The 15677-nt window shown below is 70.3% G+C and carries 12 protein-coding genes; 10 read left to right on the plus strand and 2 right to left on the minus strand.

What is annotated here, in order from left to right; translation table 11 throughout:
• The first annotated feature begins 118 nt into the window (after window positions 1-118).
• The 7 genes from FXF65_RS16190 (at window position 119) to FXF65_RS16220 (ending at window position 7366) form a co-directional block, all read left to right on the plus strand.
• Window positions 119-802, plus strand: coding sequence for a GntR family transcriptional regulator (locus FXF65_RS16190; RefSeq protein WP_148350789.1), 684 nt, complete (start codon window positions 119-121; stop codon window positions 800-802).
• Window positions 803-928: 126 nt separating this feature from the next.
• Window positions 929-2080: a thiolase family protein gene (locus FXF65_RS16195; protein WP_148350790.1), complete on the plus strand. Its 1152-nt coding sequence runs from the start codon at window positions 929-931 to the stop codon at window positions 2078-2080.
• Window positions 2077-2526 carry a Zn-ribbon domain-containing OB-fold protein gene (locus FXF65_RS16200; RefSeq protein WP_187412331.1) on the plus strand — a complete coding sequence of 150 codons (450 nt, stop codon included), beginning with the start codon at window positions 2077-2079 and terminating at the stop codon, window positions 2524-2526. Before FXF65_RS16195 ends, FXF65_RS16200 begins: the two co-directional genes overlap by 4 nt.
• On the plus strand, window positions 2523-3368 hold the full coding sequence (locus FXF65_RS16205) for an enoyl-CoA hydratase/isomerase family protein (RefSeq protein ID WP_148350792.1): 846 nt from the start codon (window positions 2523-2525) through the stop codon (window positions 3366-3368). The genes FXF65_RS16200 and FXF65_RS16205 overlap by 4 nt, the downstream gene beginning before the upstream one ends.
• The gene (locus FXF65_RS16210) at window positions 3365-4138 is read left to right on the plus strand and encodes a DUF4286 family protein (protein ID WP_148350793.1); all 774 of its coding nucleotides are present in this window, start codon (window positions 3365-3367) and stop codon (window positions 4136-4138) included. The genes FXF65_RS16205 and FXF65_RS16210 overlap by 4 nt, the downstream gene beginning before the upstream one ends.
• A 9-nt stretch (window positions 4139-4147) precedes the next feature.
• Window positions 4148-5041: an amidohydrolase family protein gene (locus FXF65_RS16215; RefSeq protein ID WP_148350794.1), complete on the plus strand. Its 894-nt coding sequence runs from the start codon at window positions 4148-4150 to the stop codon at window positions 5039-5041.
• Between the two features lie 3 nt (window positions 5042-5044).
• On the plus strand, window positions 5045-7366 hold the full coding sequence (locus FXF65_RS16220; RefSeq protein ID WP_148350795.1) for a CoA transferase: 2322 nt from the start codon (window positions 5045-5047) through the stop codon (window positions 7364-7366).
• 53 nt (window positions 7367-7419) lie between these two features.
• On the opposite strand, the gene FXF65_RS16225 is transcribed toward FXF65_RS16220, so the two are convergent.
• Window positions 7420-8874 (minus strand): aldehyde dehydrogenase family protein, encoded by a 1455-nt coding sequence (locus tag FXF65_RS16225; protein ID WP_187412332.1) that lies wholly within the window; start codon window positions 8872-8874, stop codon window positions 7420-7422.
• A gap of 328 nt (window positions 8875-9202) precedes the next feature.
• Between FXF65_RS16225 and FXF65_RS16230 the strand changes: the two genes are divergently transcribed.
• Entirely contained in the window at window positions 9203-9391 is a 189-nt protein-coding gene (locus FXF65_RS16230; protein WP_148350797.1) for a hypothetical protein, read from the plus strand.
• Here the strand turns inward: FXF65_RS16230 and FXF65_RS16235 are convergent.
• On the minus strand, window positions 9363-10331 hold the full coding sequence (locus tag FXF65_RS16235) for a LysR family transcriptional regulator (RefSeq protein ID WP_148350798.1): 969 nt from the start codon (window positions 10329-10331) through the stop codon (window positions 9363-9365). The two genes, FXF65_RS16230 and FXF65_RS16235, sit on opposite strands and share 29 nt — an antisense overlap.
• A 104-nt stretch (window positions 10332-10435) precedes the next feature.
• Between FXF65_RS16235 and dnaE the strand changes: the two genes are divergently transcribed.
• Entirely contained in the window at window positions 10436-13993 is a 3558-nt protein-coding gene (gene dnaE / locus FXF65_RS16240) for a DNA polymerase III subunit alpha (protein ID WP_281288912.1), read from the plus strand.
• Window positions 13994-14150: 157 nt separating this feature from the next.
• Window positions 14151-15674 carry a Re/Si-specific NAD(P)(+) transhydrogenase subunit alpha gene (locus tag FXF65_RS16245; RefSeq protein WP_148350800.1) on the plus strand — a complete coding sequence of 508 codons (1524 nt, stop codon included), beginning with the start codon at window positions 14151-14153 and terminating at the stop codon, window positions 15672-15674.
• The last annotated feature ends 3 nt before the right edge of the window (window positions 15675-15677 follow it).

A 15677-nucleotide genomic window follows, 5' to 3' on the forward strand; every position in this document is an offset into this window, starting at 1 on the left:
CGCTGTTGACAGGCGGTCGCGGTGCACGGCTACCGTGCCCGTACGCCCGCTGTGGGGGTGGTTGACCCCATCCTGAGCGTATGACTATATTACGTCATACAAAGTGTGAGGAGACGGCATGCCTGAGACCGGACCGGACCTGCGGATCGAACGCCCCGCGGAGACCGTTCCGCAGCTCGTCGTGCGCAGGGTCCGGCAGGCCATCCTCGAAGGCACGCTGTCGCCGGGACGGCGGCTCACCGAGCGCGAGCTGATGGAGCTCACCGGCGTGAGCCGCACCTCCATCCGCGAGGCGGTCCTCCACCTCCAGACCCTCGGGCTCGTCGAGACGTCGGGCCGGCGGGGCGTGCGGGTCGCGGTACTGGGCAGCGACGACGTCCGGCAGCTCTACGAGGTGCGGGCGGCGCTGGAGTCCGAGGCCGCGTCCCTGTTCGTCAAGCGCGCCACCGACACCGAGGTCCTGGAGCTGGTCAAGCTCATGCGACCGGCCGAGACCGACAACGACCAGCTCGCCTCGATCTACCACTTCGACGAGCTGCTGCTGGCCGGGGCGCGAAACGCCCTGCTGGCGTCCACCCTCGCGCCGCTGCACGCGCGCATCCACGCGCTGCGCCGGCTGTCGCTCAGCATCCCCGGCCGCCGGGAGAGATCCGCGCAGGAGTACCGCGACCTCGTCGCGGCGATCACCGACCGCGACGCCGACCGCGCCGCGCAGCTCGCCCGGCTGCACGTGGGCGCCGCCAAGGAGGCCGCGCTCGCGGCCATCGCGAAGCTCGAAGAGGAACGGGCCTCGGGATCCTGACCTCCCCGGCCGGGCGCCGCTGCGCCGCGCGCCCGGCCCGACCGCGCGGCACCCCCGCGGCGGCACACCCCCGAGAGCCGCTCCCGACTCGGGCGGGCAAGCAACGCCAACCGACCGGAGAGACGCATGCAGCACGAGCCAACCGATATCGCGATCGTCGGCGTAGGGCAGTCGGACTTCCGCTCGCTCTACGCCGCCTCGGACCGGCCCCGCGACGCCTTCGCCCTGGCGGCGGGCGCGCTCCGCGAGGCGATCGAGGACTGCGGGATCGACAAGGACGAGATCGACGGCCTGCTCACCTGCCGCATCCCCTACGACCGGCTCGCCACCGTCGCCGGGCTGCCGCACCCGCGCTTCGTCCACGACCTTGAGGGGACGGGGCGGATGAGCGGCATCGCGCTCCAGGAGGCCGTCGCGCTGATCTCCAGCGGCATGGCCGACGTGGTCGCGTGCGTCTACGGCAACAACGGGCGGTCGGCGAAGGTCAAGTACGGCGGCGACGGCGGCGGCCCGACCGCCGCCTACGACGAGATGTACGGCATGACCTCGCCGGGCGCCTACGTCGCCCTGATGTACCAGCGGTACCGGGGCATGTACGGGGCGGGCGAGGACGCGCTGGCGCCGCTGGCGATCAACAACCGGCGGCACGCCGCGCTGAACCCGGTCGCCGTCCTGCAGAAGGAGTTCACCCGCGAGGAGTACCTGAACTCCCGGTACATCGCCGAGCCGCTGCGGCTGCTCGACTACTGCCTCATCAACGACGGCGCCGTCGCGTTCATCGTCACCTCGATGGAGCGCGCCAGGTCGCTGCGCAAGCCGCCGGTGCGCGTCGCCGCGACGGCGGGGATGGGGCACGTCACCAACTACTACACGGCGGAGGACTTCTTCTACTCCGCCAGCCAGGACGTGGCCAGCCGGCTCTACGAGCAGTCCGGGATCACGCCGGAGGAGGTCGACTGCTTGCAGATCTACGACAACTTCACGCCCACCATCCTCTTCACCCTCGAAGGCTTCAACCACGCGCCGCGCGGCGAGGCGTGGCAGTGGGTGGACGAGGAGAAGATCCGCCACGACGGGCCGCGTCCGCTGAACACGGCGGGCGGGCACACCAGCGAGAGCTACATGCAGGGCTGGGCGCACCACGTCGAGTCGGTGCGCCAGCTGCGCGGCGAGGCGGGCGCCAGGCAGGTGCCGGGATGCTCGACGGTGCAGTACATGTGCGCGTCGCCGATCGTCACCTCGCACATCCTCACCAACGACGGGGCGGTCGCGCGATGAGCACCCAGAGCACCCAGAGCAGGGCCGAGAGCTACGAGGCGCTGCTGCCGGAGATCACGCCGGAGAACCAGCCGTACTGGGACGGCCTCGCCGAGAGCGAGCTGCGGTTGCAGAACTGCGACGCGTGCGGCGAGTACCGCTTCCCCGACAGCGAGGTGTGCCCGCGCTGCCTTTCGGGCTCCTTCACCTGGCGCGCGGTCAGCGGCAGGGGACGGCTGTGGTCCTGGATCCGGATGCACCAGCGGTACCTCAGCGCGTTCGACGACGTCAGGCCGTACCTGGTGGCCTACATCAAGCTCGACGAGGGCCCGCCCATCATCAGCACCCTGGTGGAGGCGCCGGACGATCTCGCCTTCGACCTGCCCGTCCGGGCCGTGTTCGAGCCCGGTTTCAGCGAGCGGACGATCCTGAAGTTCGCCGTCGAGCGTCCGGAGGACTCCGAATGAGCGCGGGACCGGACGAGCGGCTCGTCCTGCACGAGGACCTCGGCGGCGGCGTCGCCCGGATCACCCTCAACCGGCCGGAGAAGCGCAACGCGATGAGCCGCGCCGCGCGGTCGGCGCTGCTGGACGCCCTGGACGCCTGCCACGGGACGGCCCGGGTCATCGTCCTGACCGGCGCGGGCACCGCCTTCTGCTCCGGCGTCGACCTCAAGGAGTCGGGCGAGGAGGGTCCCGGAGCCGACGACACCGTCGAGGGGCGGCGGACGAGCTGGCACACCGTCCAGGAGAAGATCCGGCGGCATCCGGCGGTCGTCATCGCGGCGGTCAACGGGTTCGCGCTCGGCGGGGGCGTCACGCTGGTCAACTCGTCCGACCTGGCGATCGCGGCGCACGAGGCCCAGCTCGGCATGCCGGAACTCGGGTTCGGCCTGTATCCGGGGCTCGCCGGGCCGTCGACGCAGCTGCGGCTCTCGCCGAAGCGCGCGGCCTGGATGGTGCTGACCACCAAGCGCATCAGCGGCACCAGGGCCGCCGAGTGGGGGCTCGTCAACGAGGCGGTCCCGCTGGCCGAGCTCGCCGACGCCGCCGTCGCGCTCGCCCGCGAGATCGCGGAGTTCGACCCGGTCAGCCTCGACTGGTCGAAGCGGGCGCTGCACGAGATCCCGCAGCACATCACGGACTGGACCACGGCGCTGCGCTACGGCGAGGACGTCCGCGCGCAGATCCTGACCCGCAGCGACGTCCTGTCCGACGGCGCGACGACCTACCGCCGCGCGGTCGGCAAGAACGAGGCGGGCAAGAACGAGGCGAGCGAGAACGGGGCGGGCAAGGACGGCGGGCGATGACCGCGACGCCCTTCTCCAGCGACTTCCTGTACTGGATCGCCCTCGACTTCGACAGCTCGGACCCGGCTGACATCGCGCGCTTCAACCGCTTCTACGACGGGACCCACGTCCCGGAGGTCTTTGCTAGGCATCCGGGCTTCACGTCCTCGCACCGGTACGAACTCCAGGTGCAGGACGCGCGAGGCGACTACGGCGCGAAGTACCTCGCCGCCTACGAGGTGGCGAGCGCGGAGGGCGCCGACGCCTACCTCGCCTCGACGACCGCGCCCGCCGGTACCCATCCCAGCTACAGCGACGACCCGCCGCTCTGGCCGGACCTGCTCACCCACCGCTGGCGGGTGATCTACGAGAAGGCCATGGAGACGTCGCCCGCGACGGGCACGCCGGACGCGATCTACATCATCGGGATCGACCCGCCCGACGACATCGGCGACGGGCTGGCCGAGTTCGACGAGTTCTACACCGGCGTCCACGTGCCCGAGGCGACGGACAAGGGCGGCTTCAGCCGCGGGAGCGTCTACAAGCTCCGGCACGCGCTGGAGCACCCGGACCCCGGCTGCCCGCGCTACCTGGCCGTCTACGAACTGGCGAGCGCCACCAGGGAGCAGGTCCTGGAGACGCTGCGCACTTTGAGAGCGGAGGAGGTCTGGTCCCCGGGCCCCGCCTCCTGGTCCAGGCACAAGACGCCGTGGCGGCTGTGGTACCGCAGCATCGCGTTCACTCCACGGCCGACGACACCGGCTCAGGCGTCCGTTCCGCAACCTCGGTGAGGGAGAAGCGTGTTCATTCTCGACACCCAGATCCACATGTTCCTGCCCAACACCCCCGAGCGGCCCTGGCCGGACATCGGGGAGTCCTACAACGGGAAACCGGAGTCCACTCCTGAGCAGATCCTGCCCCGGATGGACGAACTCGGGATCGACGCCGTGGCGATCGTCCCGGCGATCTGGGCGGGTGACGACAACGGGCCCGCGCTCGGCTGGGCCGCGCAGCACCCGGGCCGGTTCGGCGTGATGGGCCGGTTCAACCTCTGGGACCCGGACCGCGAGCGCATCGAGCGCTGGTTCGACGACCCGTTCATGCGCGGCATCCGGATGAGCTACCCGGACTTCCGCGGACGCGACTGGATCGACGTCGACACGTTCCCGTGGTTCTGGGAGGCGGCGGAGCGGCTCGGCATCCCGCTGATGCTGCTGATCTACGGGCCGGAGGTCCGCAAGGTCGCGGCGATCGCGGAGCGGCACCCCGACCTGCGGCTGATCGTCGACCACATGGGCCTGATCATCGGCGACCCGGACACCCAAGACCTGTGGGCGCACATCGACGACATCTTCCCGCTCGTGAAGTACCCGAACGTCTACATGAAGTACTCCGCGATCCCCGACTACACGAACGAGCCGTACCCCTACCCGTCGCTGACCCCGACCCTGCGCCGCGTCTACGAGGCGTACGGGCCGCAGCGGCTCATGTGGGCCTCGGACACGACGCGGGTCCGCGGCGCGACGTGGCGGGAGAACCTCGACCACGTCCGGTACACGCTCGACTTCCTCAGCGAGGAGGACAAGGTCTGGATGCTCGGCCGGACGGCCGCCACGGTGCTGAACTGGCCCCGTCCCGAGGGCGGCTGGGAGTGGGAGCGCACCGGGCCGGGCGCCGCCGAGACTGCGCGCTAGCCGATGACTCCATCCGACGAGCAGCGGGACGGCGATACCGGGACGGCGCTCCGGGTCGTCGAGTTGGCGGGCGGCGTGGCCACGCGGGTCTGCGGCCGGATCCTGGCCGGGCTCGGGCACGACGTGGTCCTGTGCGAGCCGCCCGGCGGGGACCCGCTGCGCACGCGGCCCCCGCTGGACGAGCAGGGCGTCGGCTTCGCGTTCGCCAGCCTCGACGCCGACAAGCGCAGCGTCGTCGTCGACCTGGACACGCCGGACGGCCGGACGACGCTGGGCCGCCTGCTGGACCGTGCCGACCTCCTGCTCACCGACCTCGGCCCGGCGCGGGCGCGGGCGGCCGGCCTGACCGCGCCGGAGATCCGCGCCGCCTGGCCGGGCCTCGTCGCCGTGAGCATCACGGCGGCGGGCCTCGCCGACCCGCGCTCCGACCACCCCGCCGACAGCCTGCTCGCCGAGTGCTACGGCGGCCTCGCCTCGATGATCGGCGAGCCGGACCGCTCCCCGCTGAGCCTCGGCGGCGAGCAGGCGGCGCACGCCGCCGCCTTCGCGGGCCTTCTCGGCGGCATGCTCGCGCTCCGCCGCCGTTCGGGCGACGTCATCGGTTCGGGCGACGTCATCGGTTCAGGCGACGTCGTCGATGTGGCCTTGTGCGACGTCGCGGCGTACATCGACTGGAAGAGCGACATCGAGGCGGCTTTCGCCGGTACCTCGCCGACGCGCACCGGGGCCGCGTCGGGGCAGTGGCGCATCGTCCGCGCGGCGGACGGCTGGGTCGGCGTCATCTTCCAGCCCGAGCAGTGGGATCTGCTGATGGACCTTGTCGGAGGGTCGGCGCCGGGGCCGTCCCCCGAAGGGTGGTGGGAGATCGAGCGGTGGGCGGCGGGCCTGCCCAAGCGGACGGTCTACGAGCGTGCCCAGGCGCTCGGACTCGCCATCGGTTTCAGCGCCGGCCTGGGCGACCTGCTCGAAGACCGGCAGTACGGCTCGCGCGACTTCTTCCGTACGCGGCCGGGAGACCGGACGTCCGCCCAGGTCGGACCCCCAGTGCGTGCCACGGGCCTGCCGTGGCGCTCGGGTCCGCCGCCCAAGCTCGGTGACGGCGCCGTAACAGCCGAGGCGCCGTCACCGTCCCACCCCTGCGGGGGGACGTCCCGGAACGGGCGGGAGGCGCCGCTCGCGGGCGTGACCGTGCTGGACCTCGGGACGATCACGGCGGGCGCGGCCACCGGCCGGCTCCTCGCCGACTACGGCGCCACCGTGATCAAGGTCGAGTCGGCGGGCCGCCCGGACCCGTTCCGGCAGTGGCCGGTGGCGGGCCGCGCCCCGGACGCGGACGGCCGGGGCGTCTCCCCCATGTTCGAGTCCAACAACGCGGGCAAGCTGGCCGTGGTGCTGGAGCTCAAGACCGAGGCCGGGCGCGCGGCGCTGCACCGGCTGGCCGCCCGCGCGGACGTCGTGATCGAGAACTTCACGGTGGGCGTGACCGAGCGGCTCGGCGCCGACTTCGAGACGCTGCGCGCGGTCAACCCGCGGCTCGTCTACCTCTCCCTGTCGAGCCAGGGGCAGGACGGTCCCGAGGCGGGCCGCAGGTCGTACGGGTCGACGCTCGACCTGCTGTCGGGGCTGGCCTCGGTGACGGGATACCTGGACGGCGGGCCGATGTGGTCGTCCGCCGAGGTCAACTACCCCGACCAGGCGGCGTCCCTGTTCGGCGCGGCGATCGTCGCGTACTGCCTGGAACGTGACGTCCGCGGCGTCCACCTGGACGTCGCGCAGCGCGAGCTCATCACCTGGACGCTCGCCGACCGGATCGCCGAGCACACGGCGACGGGCGCGCTCCCCGGGCCCACCGGCAACCGGCGTCCCGGCGCCACCCCGCACGACGTCTACCCCTGCGCGGGCGACGGCGAATGGGTCGCGATCGCGTGCCACCACCAGGCCGGACGCGACGCACTCGCGGAACTCGTCGCACCCGGCGAGCTGGCGGGGAGATCCGAAGAGTGGTGGTGGCAGCACGAGAGTCTCGTGGACGAGCTGGTCACGGCATGGACTCGCGCCCGTTCCCGGACGGAGTGCGTCGACGCCCTGACCGAGGCGGGCGTGGCCAACGCGCCGGTGCTCTCGGCGACCGAACGCGGCCGCGAACCGCGGTTCCGTGACCGGCGGGTCTTCTTGGGCGACGGCGAGTCGCGCCGCAAGGGATTCCCGTTCACGATGCGCGACCACACTCCCCCGGACCCGGCTCCGGCCCCGACCCTCGGCCAGGACCAGGACGCGGTGCTCGCGGACTCGAGTCTCACCGGCCGGGCGGAGACCTCGGCCTGACCGCGAACCTCGCCGGCGCCCGCATGATCACTCATGCGGGCGCCGACGGGGTTTCACCGGACGTCGATCGCGAGGGTCTTGACCTGGCTGAACTCGTCGATGACCCAGCGTCCGCCGAGTCGGCCCCGGCCGGAGTGCCGTCCGGCCGCTCCGCCGAACGGAAGGCTGTACTCCCAGTAGTTGGTGGTGTCGTTGACCACCACCAACCCGCAGTCGATGCGCTCGCCGAGCTGGAATCCCTTGGACAGGTCGGTCGTGAACAGCGAGCCGACGAGCCCGAAATCACCGGCGTTCGCTGCGACGATCATGTCTTCCTCGTCGTCGAAGACCGTCAGCGAGGCGACCGGGCCGAAGGTCTCCTCTGAGAAGACGGCGGCGTCACGGCCGACCGAGGTGAGGACGGTGGGCCGGAAGAAGAAGCCGCCCTTCTCCGCGATCCGCTCGCCACCGGTGACGACGGTCGCGCCGCGTTCCCGGGCGTCCGCGATCAGCCGTTCGTATCGGACGATGCCCGACTCCAGGTGGACCGGTCCCATCGTGACGTCGGGGTCGAGGGGGGACCCGACGACTGTGTCGTCGGCGCGCTTCGCGAGCAGTTGCGCGAGTTCGTCCGCGCACGACGCCGCCACGAGCACTTTTCCGGCGGCGCTGCACACTTGCCCGGCATTCCAGAACGCCGCGTTGGAGATCGCCGCCGCCGCTGTTTCGAGGTCGGCGTCGCCGAGAACGACGACGGGCGAATTTCCCCCCAACTCCAGGAGGAGTTTCTTGTCCCAGGCCGATTTGGCGATGGACTGGCCGGTGCCGCTGCCGCCGGTGAATCCGACCGCGACGATTTCCGGGTGCGTCACCAGATGGCTGGCGACCTCGACCTCATTCGTGATCACCAACTGCAGCAGTTCCTGCGGGAAATCCGCCGTGAGGAGGATCTCCCGGAACTTCGCCGCGACGACGGCCGTGGTGGGAGCGGGCTTCCACACGACGGCGTTGCCGGACGCGAGGGCCGGGCCGATGTACTCGACCGGGATGTTCACCGGGAAGTTCCACGGGGTGACGACCGCCCACACGCCGAGCCCTTCGCGGCGCACGATCACCCGCTTGTTCGGGTCGTCCACCTGCGGCAACTCGCCGCCCAGGGCGAGCACCGACTCCGCGGCCATCTCCAGCCCGCGGACCGCGAACAGGATCTCGCCGCGCGCCTCGGCGACCGGCTTCCCGTGTTCGGTGGACAGGACCTCGGCGAGTTCCTCGTGCGAGGCGAGTAGCGCCTGCGCGGCCGAACGGCACCATCCCGCGCGGGTGGCGGGCCGTGCGCCGCGGGTTTTGCGGAAGGCCGCCCCGGCACTCGCGACGGCGATATCGACGTCCTGTGTCGACGCCGCCGCCAAATTGGTGAACGGCTGCCCCGTGGCCGGATTCAGCGCCGGGTACCGCGTGTCGCTTTCGCGCCATGATCCGTCGATCCAGGACGCGAAGGACTCGGCAGCCGAAGACGCGGTAAATGACATGAGCATCCTTTCCTAGACGCCAATATCATATCAATTTCCACACCAAGCGAATAGGCCCCGGAGAGGATGAACGTGCCAGGCCGGGGCTCCCGCGGGCACCGCGCGTCGCGCGTGCCGGACATCACGCGCGGCTCGAACCGGCCATCGCCGGGTGGAGACAGCGTCCGTGCAGCGTGGTTCTCTACGATCACGGCCGCGCCAGCGGGCCGCCCCAAGCCTTGGGAGCCGCGCGGACACGACCGAATCCCGGACGCCGGAAGCCGCTCAGCGGACCGCCAGAATTGCCGGAATCTGCTTTATCCTCACCTTCGTATTCTCAATTCTAGCCGTGCTGCCGTACGACCCTGTCCTCAATAATACGAACTACATCCTGGGCGCCTACGAGCAGGAATCCGCGCTGAATTTCCTGTTCACGACACCAGAAATCATCTGGGAAGCGTCCCTGGCGATCTGGCTCACGACCAAGGGTTTCCGCCCCGCTCCGCTCATTACCGCCGTGCCCCCTGAACAGCCGTGAACGCGGCGCGATCGGTGGCCGGGAGCCATTTGTGTCTTGGGTCGAACGGGCGGTAATTGCGGGTGATGTGATGGGCGAGCAGGGCGAGGGCGGGGTGGTGGTTGCGGCGGTGGTAGAGCATCGACCACGGGTAGAGGGGGACGGGGTCGACCAAGGGAATTCGGACGGTGTCCGGATGCCAGGGAATCCGGACGTCCTCCCCGACGATGCTTGTCGCGCGTTCGCCGGATGCGACCTCGGCCACGAAATGCTCATAGCCGAAGTTCGGCCCGGTGGTGTCGATCCGGAAGCCGAATTCGGCGCTGAGAAGCTCGTGGTATTCGGCCCATTCGCTTCCGGCGGCGTTGCCGGGCATCCACACGGTGAAACCCGCCAGCCGCGCGATCTCCACCTGCCGCAGACCGGCGAAGGGATGGTCGCGGCCGACCAGCAGATGCGCCGGTTCGAGGTGCGCGGGTAGGCACACCAGGTCCTCCCCCGGCGTCCCGCCGACCCTGCAGAAGGCGGCGTCCACGGAGCCGCGGGCCAGCGCGTCGCGGGCGGACCGGAGGCCGTCCGAGGTGATGATCTCGATGTCCACGTCCGGGACGGTCCCGTGGAAGGCCCGGACCAGGTCGATCGGCGCCACCCGGGTGTCCAGCACGTCCACCCGCAGGGCGCGGCGCCGGTTGCGCAGCAGCTCCAGGGCCTGGTCGGCGGTGCCGACGAGCACACGCGCGTGGGGCAGGAACGCGGCGCCGTCGTCGGTGAGGTCGGCGCCGCCTCGTGAGCGGGCGAAAAGGGGCACGCCGAGGACGGATTCGAGTTTGGCGATGCGCTTCGAAATGGCCTGCTGACTGATTCCCAGCCTGGCCGCGGCTTCGCTGAAATAGCGGTCCTCGGTGATGGCGACGAAGGCGCGCACCGCCGCCAGATCCAGGTCCGCTTCACCTTTGCTCACAACCGATGGTTGTGGTTCATCGGCGTGTTGGTTGTTGGACAATGCTGCTGTTCCCCGGTTCGAATGCTCTTCGTCGCGGACGAGCCTACAACCGGGAGGCGTGGTTGCCGACGCGGTCCTTTGTGCACCTCCATGTGCATACGGAGTACAGCATGCTCGACGGCGCCGCCAAGGTCGGCCCGCTGATGGACGAGGTGGCCCGGCTGCGGATGCCCGCCGTGGCGATGAGCGACCACGGCAACGTGCACGGCGCGTACGAGTTCTACCGGGCGGCGGGCAAGGCGGCGATCAAGCCGATAATCGGCATCGAGAGCTATCTGGCCCCGGCTTCACGACATCATCGCAAGCCGGTGTTCTACAGCGACGACCCCGCGCTGCGCCGGTCGGACGAGGTCACCGGCGCGGGCGGCGACGTCTCCGGTCGTGGCCTGTACACGCACATGACGATGTGGGCGGCCGACGCGGACGGCCTGCGCAACCTGTTCCGGCTCCAGTCGCGGGCCTGGCTCGAAGGCCACGTCCAGAAGTACCCGCGAATGGACGACGAACTGCTCGCCGAGCACGGCATGGGCATCATCGCCACGACCGGCTGCCCGTCCGGCGCGGTGCAGACCCGCCTCCGCCTGGGCCAATACAACGAGGCCGTGGAAACCGCCGCCAAGTACCAGGACATCTTCGGGAAGGAGAACTACTACCTGGAACTGATGGACCACGGATTGGCCATCGAACGCCGCGTCCGTGACGACCTGATGAGATTGGGAAAGGAGTTGGGGCTGCCACCGCTGGCCACCAACGACTCTCATTACGTGACCGAGAACCAGGCGGACGCGCACGACGCGCTCCTCTGCATCGGCACGGGAAAGCAACTCGCCGACGCCAAGCGGTTCAGGTTCTCGGGGAGCGGCTACTACGTCAAGTCCGCCGAGGAAATGCGGGCGTTGTGGGACGCCGAAGTCCCCGGCGCGTGCGACAACACCCTCCTGATCGCGGAGCGCGTGGGCGACTACAGCGAGGTGTTCGCGCACCGGGACCTGATGCCGATGTTCCCCGTGCCGGAGGGCGAGACCGAGTCGTCCTGGCTCCGGAAGGAGACCCTGGCGGGGGCGCGGAACCGCTACGGCGGCGACCCGCCGCGAGACGTCCTCGACCGGGTGGACTACGAGCTGTCGGTGATCGACGACATGGGCTTCCCCGGCTATTTCCTCGTCGTCGCCGACATCTGCCGGTACGCCCGCGCGCAGGGCATCGGGCTCGGCCCGGGACGCGGGTCGGCGACCGGGTCGCTGGTCGCCTACTGCACCGGCATCACCGAACTCGACCCGATCGAGCACAAGCTGATCTTCGAGCGGTTCCTCAACCCCGAGCGCGTCACGATGCCGGACGTCGACCTGGACTTCGACGACCGCCGCCGGGACGAGATGATCGACTACGTCACCGCCACGTACGGCGCCGACCGGGTGTGCCAGATCGTCACCTTCGGCACGATCAAGGCGAAGGCCGCCGTGAAGGACGCCTGCCGCGTGCTCGGCCACCCCTACGCGCTCGGGGACCGGATCACCAAGGCGTTCCCGGCCGCGGCGGGCGGCAAGGAGATCCCGCTGTCGGCCGTCCACGACGAACGGCACCCCCGCCACGGCGAGGCCGCCGAGCTGCGGAGGCTGTACGAGGACGAGCCCGACGTCAAGCGCGTCCTCGACACCGCCAGGGGCGTCGAGGGGCTGGCCCGCGGCACCGGGATCCACGCGGCGGGCGTGATCCTCTCCGCCGAGCCGCTGATCGACGTGCTCCCCCTCGTGAAGCCGAAGCAGGACGGCCCCGTCCTCACCGGGTTCCCGTTCACCCAGGCCGAGGACATGGGCCTGCTCAAGATGGACTTCCTCGGGCTGCGGAACCTCACCGTCGTCAACGACGCGATCGCCAACATCAAGGCGAACCGGGGCGTCGAGATCGACATCCGCGACGTCCCCCTCGACGACCCGGTGACCTACGAGCTGCTGGCGCGCGGCGACACGCTCGGGGTGTTCCAGCTCGACAGCGCCGGAATGCGGGTCCTGCTGCGGTTGATGCAGCCGACGGTGTTCACCGACATCGCCGCCGTCAGCGCCCTTTACCGGCCGGGGCCGATGGAGATGAACGCCCACACCAACTATGCGCTTCGCAAGACCGGAAAGCAGAAGGTCGAGCCGATCCACCCGGAGCTTGAGGACGCGCTCGAACCGATCCTCGGCGACACCTATCACCTGGTCGTCTTCCAGGAACAGGTGATGGCGATCGCCCAGCGGCTCGCCGGGTACTCCCTCGGCGGCGCCGACATGCTGCGCCGCGCGATGGGCAAGAAGAAGAAGGACGTCCTGGACTCCGAGTGGGGCAGATTCTCCGCCGGAATGAAAGAGCGGGGCTTCTCCGACGAAGCCGTCAAGGCCGTGTGGGACGTTCTCGTCCCCTTCTCCGGCTACGGATTCAACAAATCCCACACCGCCGGATACGGCGTCGTCTCCTACTGGACGGCCTACCTCAAGGCGAACCATCCGGCCGAATACCTCGCGGCGCTGCTCACCTCCGTCGGCGACGACAAGGACAAGATGGCCGTCTACCTGTCGGACTGCCGCCGACTCGGCATCAAGGTGCTGCCGCCCGACGTCAACGAAAGCGAGCTGAACTTCACCGCCGTCGGAAAGGACATCCGGTTCGGTCTCGGCGCGATCCGCAACGTCGGCGCGTCGGTCGTCGACGCGATCGTGAGCACCCGCCGCGAAAAGGGCGCCTACACCGATTTCAACGATTTCCTGGCCAAGGTCCCTCCGATCGTCTGCAACAAGCGCGTCATCGAGTCGCTGGCCAAGGCGGGCGCGTACGACGGCGTCGGCCACCGGCGCAAGGCGCTCGTCATGGTCCACGAGCAGGCGGTAGACGCGGTCATCGACGTCAAACGCAATCAGGCGCGGGGCCAGGACTCCCTTTTCGGCGCACTCGCCGAAACAGACTCAGGTGACACGTTCTCGGTCGCGATCCCCGCAACGGAATGGGACAAGGGCACGCTGCTGGCCTTCGAGCGGGAGATGCTCGGCCTGTACGTCTCGTCCCACCCGCTGGACGGCGCCGAGCCGGTCCTGGAGGCCAACCGCGACACCGCGATCGCCGACCTGCTCGCCTCCGGCCGCGCCGACGGACCCGTCCGGATCGCCGGGATCATTTCCGGTCTGCAGCGCAAGGTCACCAAGCAGGGCAGCCCGTGGGCGATCGTCACCGTCGAGGATCACGACGGCGCCGTCGAATGCCTGATCTTCCCCAAGACCTACACGCTCTACGGAGAGTCACTCGCGCAGGACCGGGTGATCTCCCTGCGGGGGCGGATCAACGTCCGGGACGAGACCGTGAGCGTCTACGGCGAGGAGATCGCTCCCCTCGACCTCACCCAGGCCGGTACCGCGCCGCCCGTGGTGATCTCGGTCCGGGAGTCGCGGCTGAACCCGCGGCTCGTCCGGGAGTTCAAGCACGTCCTGACCGCCCACCCCGGCCCGGCGCCCGTCCACCTGCTGGTCCACCGTCCGGCCGCCAAGAGCGTGCTGTTCGACCTCCGCCCCTTCCGGGTCTCGCCGGGCCCGGCCTTCTACGGCGACGTCAAAGCCCTGCTCGGCGCCGACGCCCTCGGAGGAGCCTGACGGAGCCTCACCGTCACCGTCTGTATCAAGACTGTTCCAAGTGCCCAAAGAGTCGTGGCCAAGACTGGCAGACAGCGCAAAGCGGATGCGGACCCCAGCACGGCAGAATTAGCTTGATACCGAGATATCAGACGCCGGCCGCTGTGAGGTGATTGCCATGATCATTGGTGTGCGCAAGGAGGATCCGCCTGGCGAGCGGAGGGTGGCGGCGACGCCGGACACCGTTACCCAGCTGCAGAAACTCGGATACGAGGTGGTCGTTGAGTCCGATGCGGGAGCCGGGTCGGGCTTCACCGACGACCGGTACGAGGCCGCGGGCGCCGCCATCGGCGACGCGGACGCCGCGGACGTGGTGCTGTGCGTCGGCCCGCCGGAGCGGCTGGACGCGCTGCGGCCGGGCGCCACGTTGATCGGCCTGCTGAGCCCCCGGTTCAAGCCGGAACTGGTGGAGGAGCTCGCGAAGCGTCCCATCACGGCGCTGTCCCTGGACGCGGTGCCGCGGATCTCCCGGGCGCAGTCGATGGACGTCCTGTCCTCGATGGCGAACATCGCCGGATACCGGGCGGTGATCGAGGCCGCGCACGAGTTCGGACGGTTCTTCACCGGCCAGGTGACCGCGGCGGGCAAGGTGCCGCCGGCGAAGGTGCTGGTCGCGGGCGCCGGTGTCGCGGGGCTCGCGGCGATCGGCGCGGCGAGCAGCCTGGGCGCGATCGTCCGCGCCACCGACCCGCGGCCGGAGGTCGCCGACCAGGTGCGCTCGCTCGGCGGCGACTACCTCGCCGTCGCCGAGCCCGAGGCGGACGACGCCCCGGACACCGGCTACGCCAAGGAGATGTCGGACGACTACAACGTCCGCGCCGCCGCGCTCTACGCCGACCAGTGCCGCGACGTCGACATCATCGTCACCACCGCGCTCATCCCGGGCCGGCCCGCGCCGACGCTGATCACCGCCGAGATGGTCGCGACGATGCGGCCGGGCTCGGTGATCGTCGACATGGCCGCCGCCAACGGCGGCAACGTCGAGGGCACGGTCCCCGGCGAGCGGGTCGTCACCCCGAACGGCGTGGTCATCCTCGGCTACACCGACCTGGCCGGACGGCTGCCCGCGCAGGCGTCGCAGCTGTACGGCACCAACCTCGTCAACCTGATCCGGCTGATGACCCCGGAGCGGAACGGCGTGCTCGTCCTCGACTTCGACGACGTCGTGCAGCGCTCGATGACCGTCGTCCGCGAGGGCGAGCTGGCCTGGCCGCCGCCCCCGGTGGCGGTGTCGGCGGCGCCGGCCGCCGTCCAGCCCGCGCCGGAAGTCGTGGCGGACACCCCGTCCCGCACGGCGAACCCGGTGGTGCGCCGGGTCGGCGTCGCCGTCGCGGCCGCCGCGATGTTCGGCCTGATCGCGCTCTCGCCCGCCGCGCTCCAGGTGCACCTGACCGTGTTCGCGCTGGCCATCGTGATCGGCTACTACGTCATCGGGAACGTCCACCACGCGCTGCACACCCCGCTGATGTCGGTGACGAACGCGATCTCCGGGATCATCGTCGTCGGCGCGCTCGTGCAGATCAGCTCGGGGAACGCGGCGATCACCGTCCTGTCACTCGCGGCGATCCTGCTCGCGAGCATCAACGTCTTCGGCGGATTCGCGGTCACCCGCCGCATGCTCGCCATGTTCATCAGGAGCTAGGCA

The sequence above is a fragment of the Actinomadura syzygii genome (genome assembly GCF_008085905.1).
GTDB classification, from domain to species: Bacteria; Actinomycetota; Actinomycetes; order Streptosporangiales; family Streptosporangiaceae; genus Spirillospora; species Spirillospora syzygii.

What these genes read in the sequence shown, in the direction of transcription:
- FXF65_RS16225 (WP_187412332.1), bottom strand. Translation starts at nt 8,874, where the DNA reads ATGTCATTTACCGCGTCTTCGGCTGCCGAGTCCTTCGCGTCCTGGATC.
- FXF65_RS16210 (WP_148350793.1), top strand. Translation starts at nt 3,365, where the DNA reads ATGACCGCGACGCCCTTCTCCAGCGACTTCCTGTACTGGATCGCCCTC.
- FXF65_RS16195 (WP_148350790.1), top strand. Translation starts at nt 929, where the DNA reads ATGCAGCACGAGCCAACCGATATCGCGATCGTCGGCGTAGGGCAGTCG.
- FXF65_RS16245 (WP_148350800.1), top strand. Translation starts at nt 14,151, where the DNA reads ATGATCATTGGTGTGCGCAAGGAGGATCCGCCTGGCGAGCGGAGGGTG.
- FXF65_RS16190 (WP_148350789.1), top strand. Translation starts at nt 119, where the DNA reads ATGCCTGAGACCGGACCGGACCTGCGGATCGAACGCCCCGCGGAGACC.
- FXF65_RS16200 (WP_187412331.1), top strand. Translation starts at nt 2,077, where the DNA reads ATGAGCACCCAGAGCACCCAGAGCAGGGCCGAGAGCTACGAGGCGCTG.
- FXF65_RS16205 (WP_148350792.1), top strand. Translation starts at nt 2,523, where the DNA reads ATGAGCGCGGGACCGGACGAGCGGCTCGTCCTGCACGAGGACCTCGGC.
- FXF65_RS16220 (WP_148350795.1), top strand. Translation starts at nt 5,045, where the DNA reads ATGACTCCATCCGACGAGCAGCGGGACGGCGATACCGGGACGGCGCTC.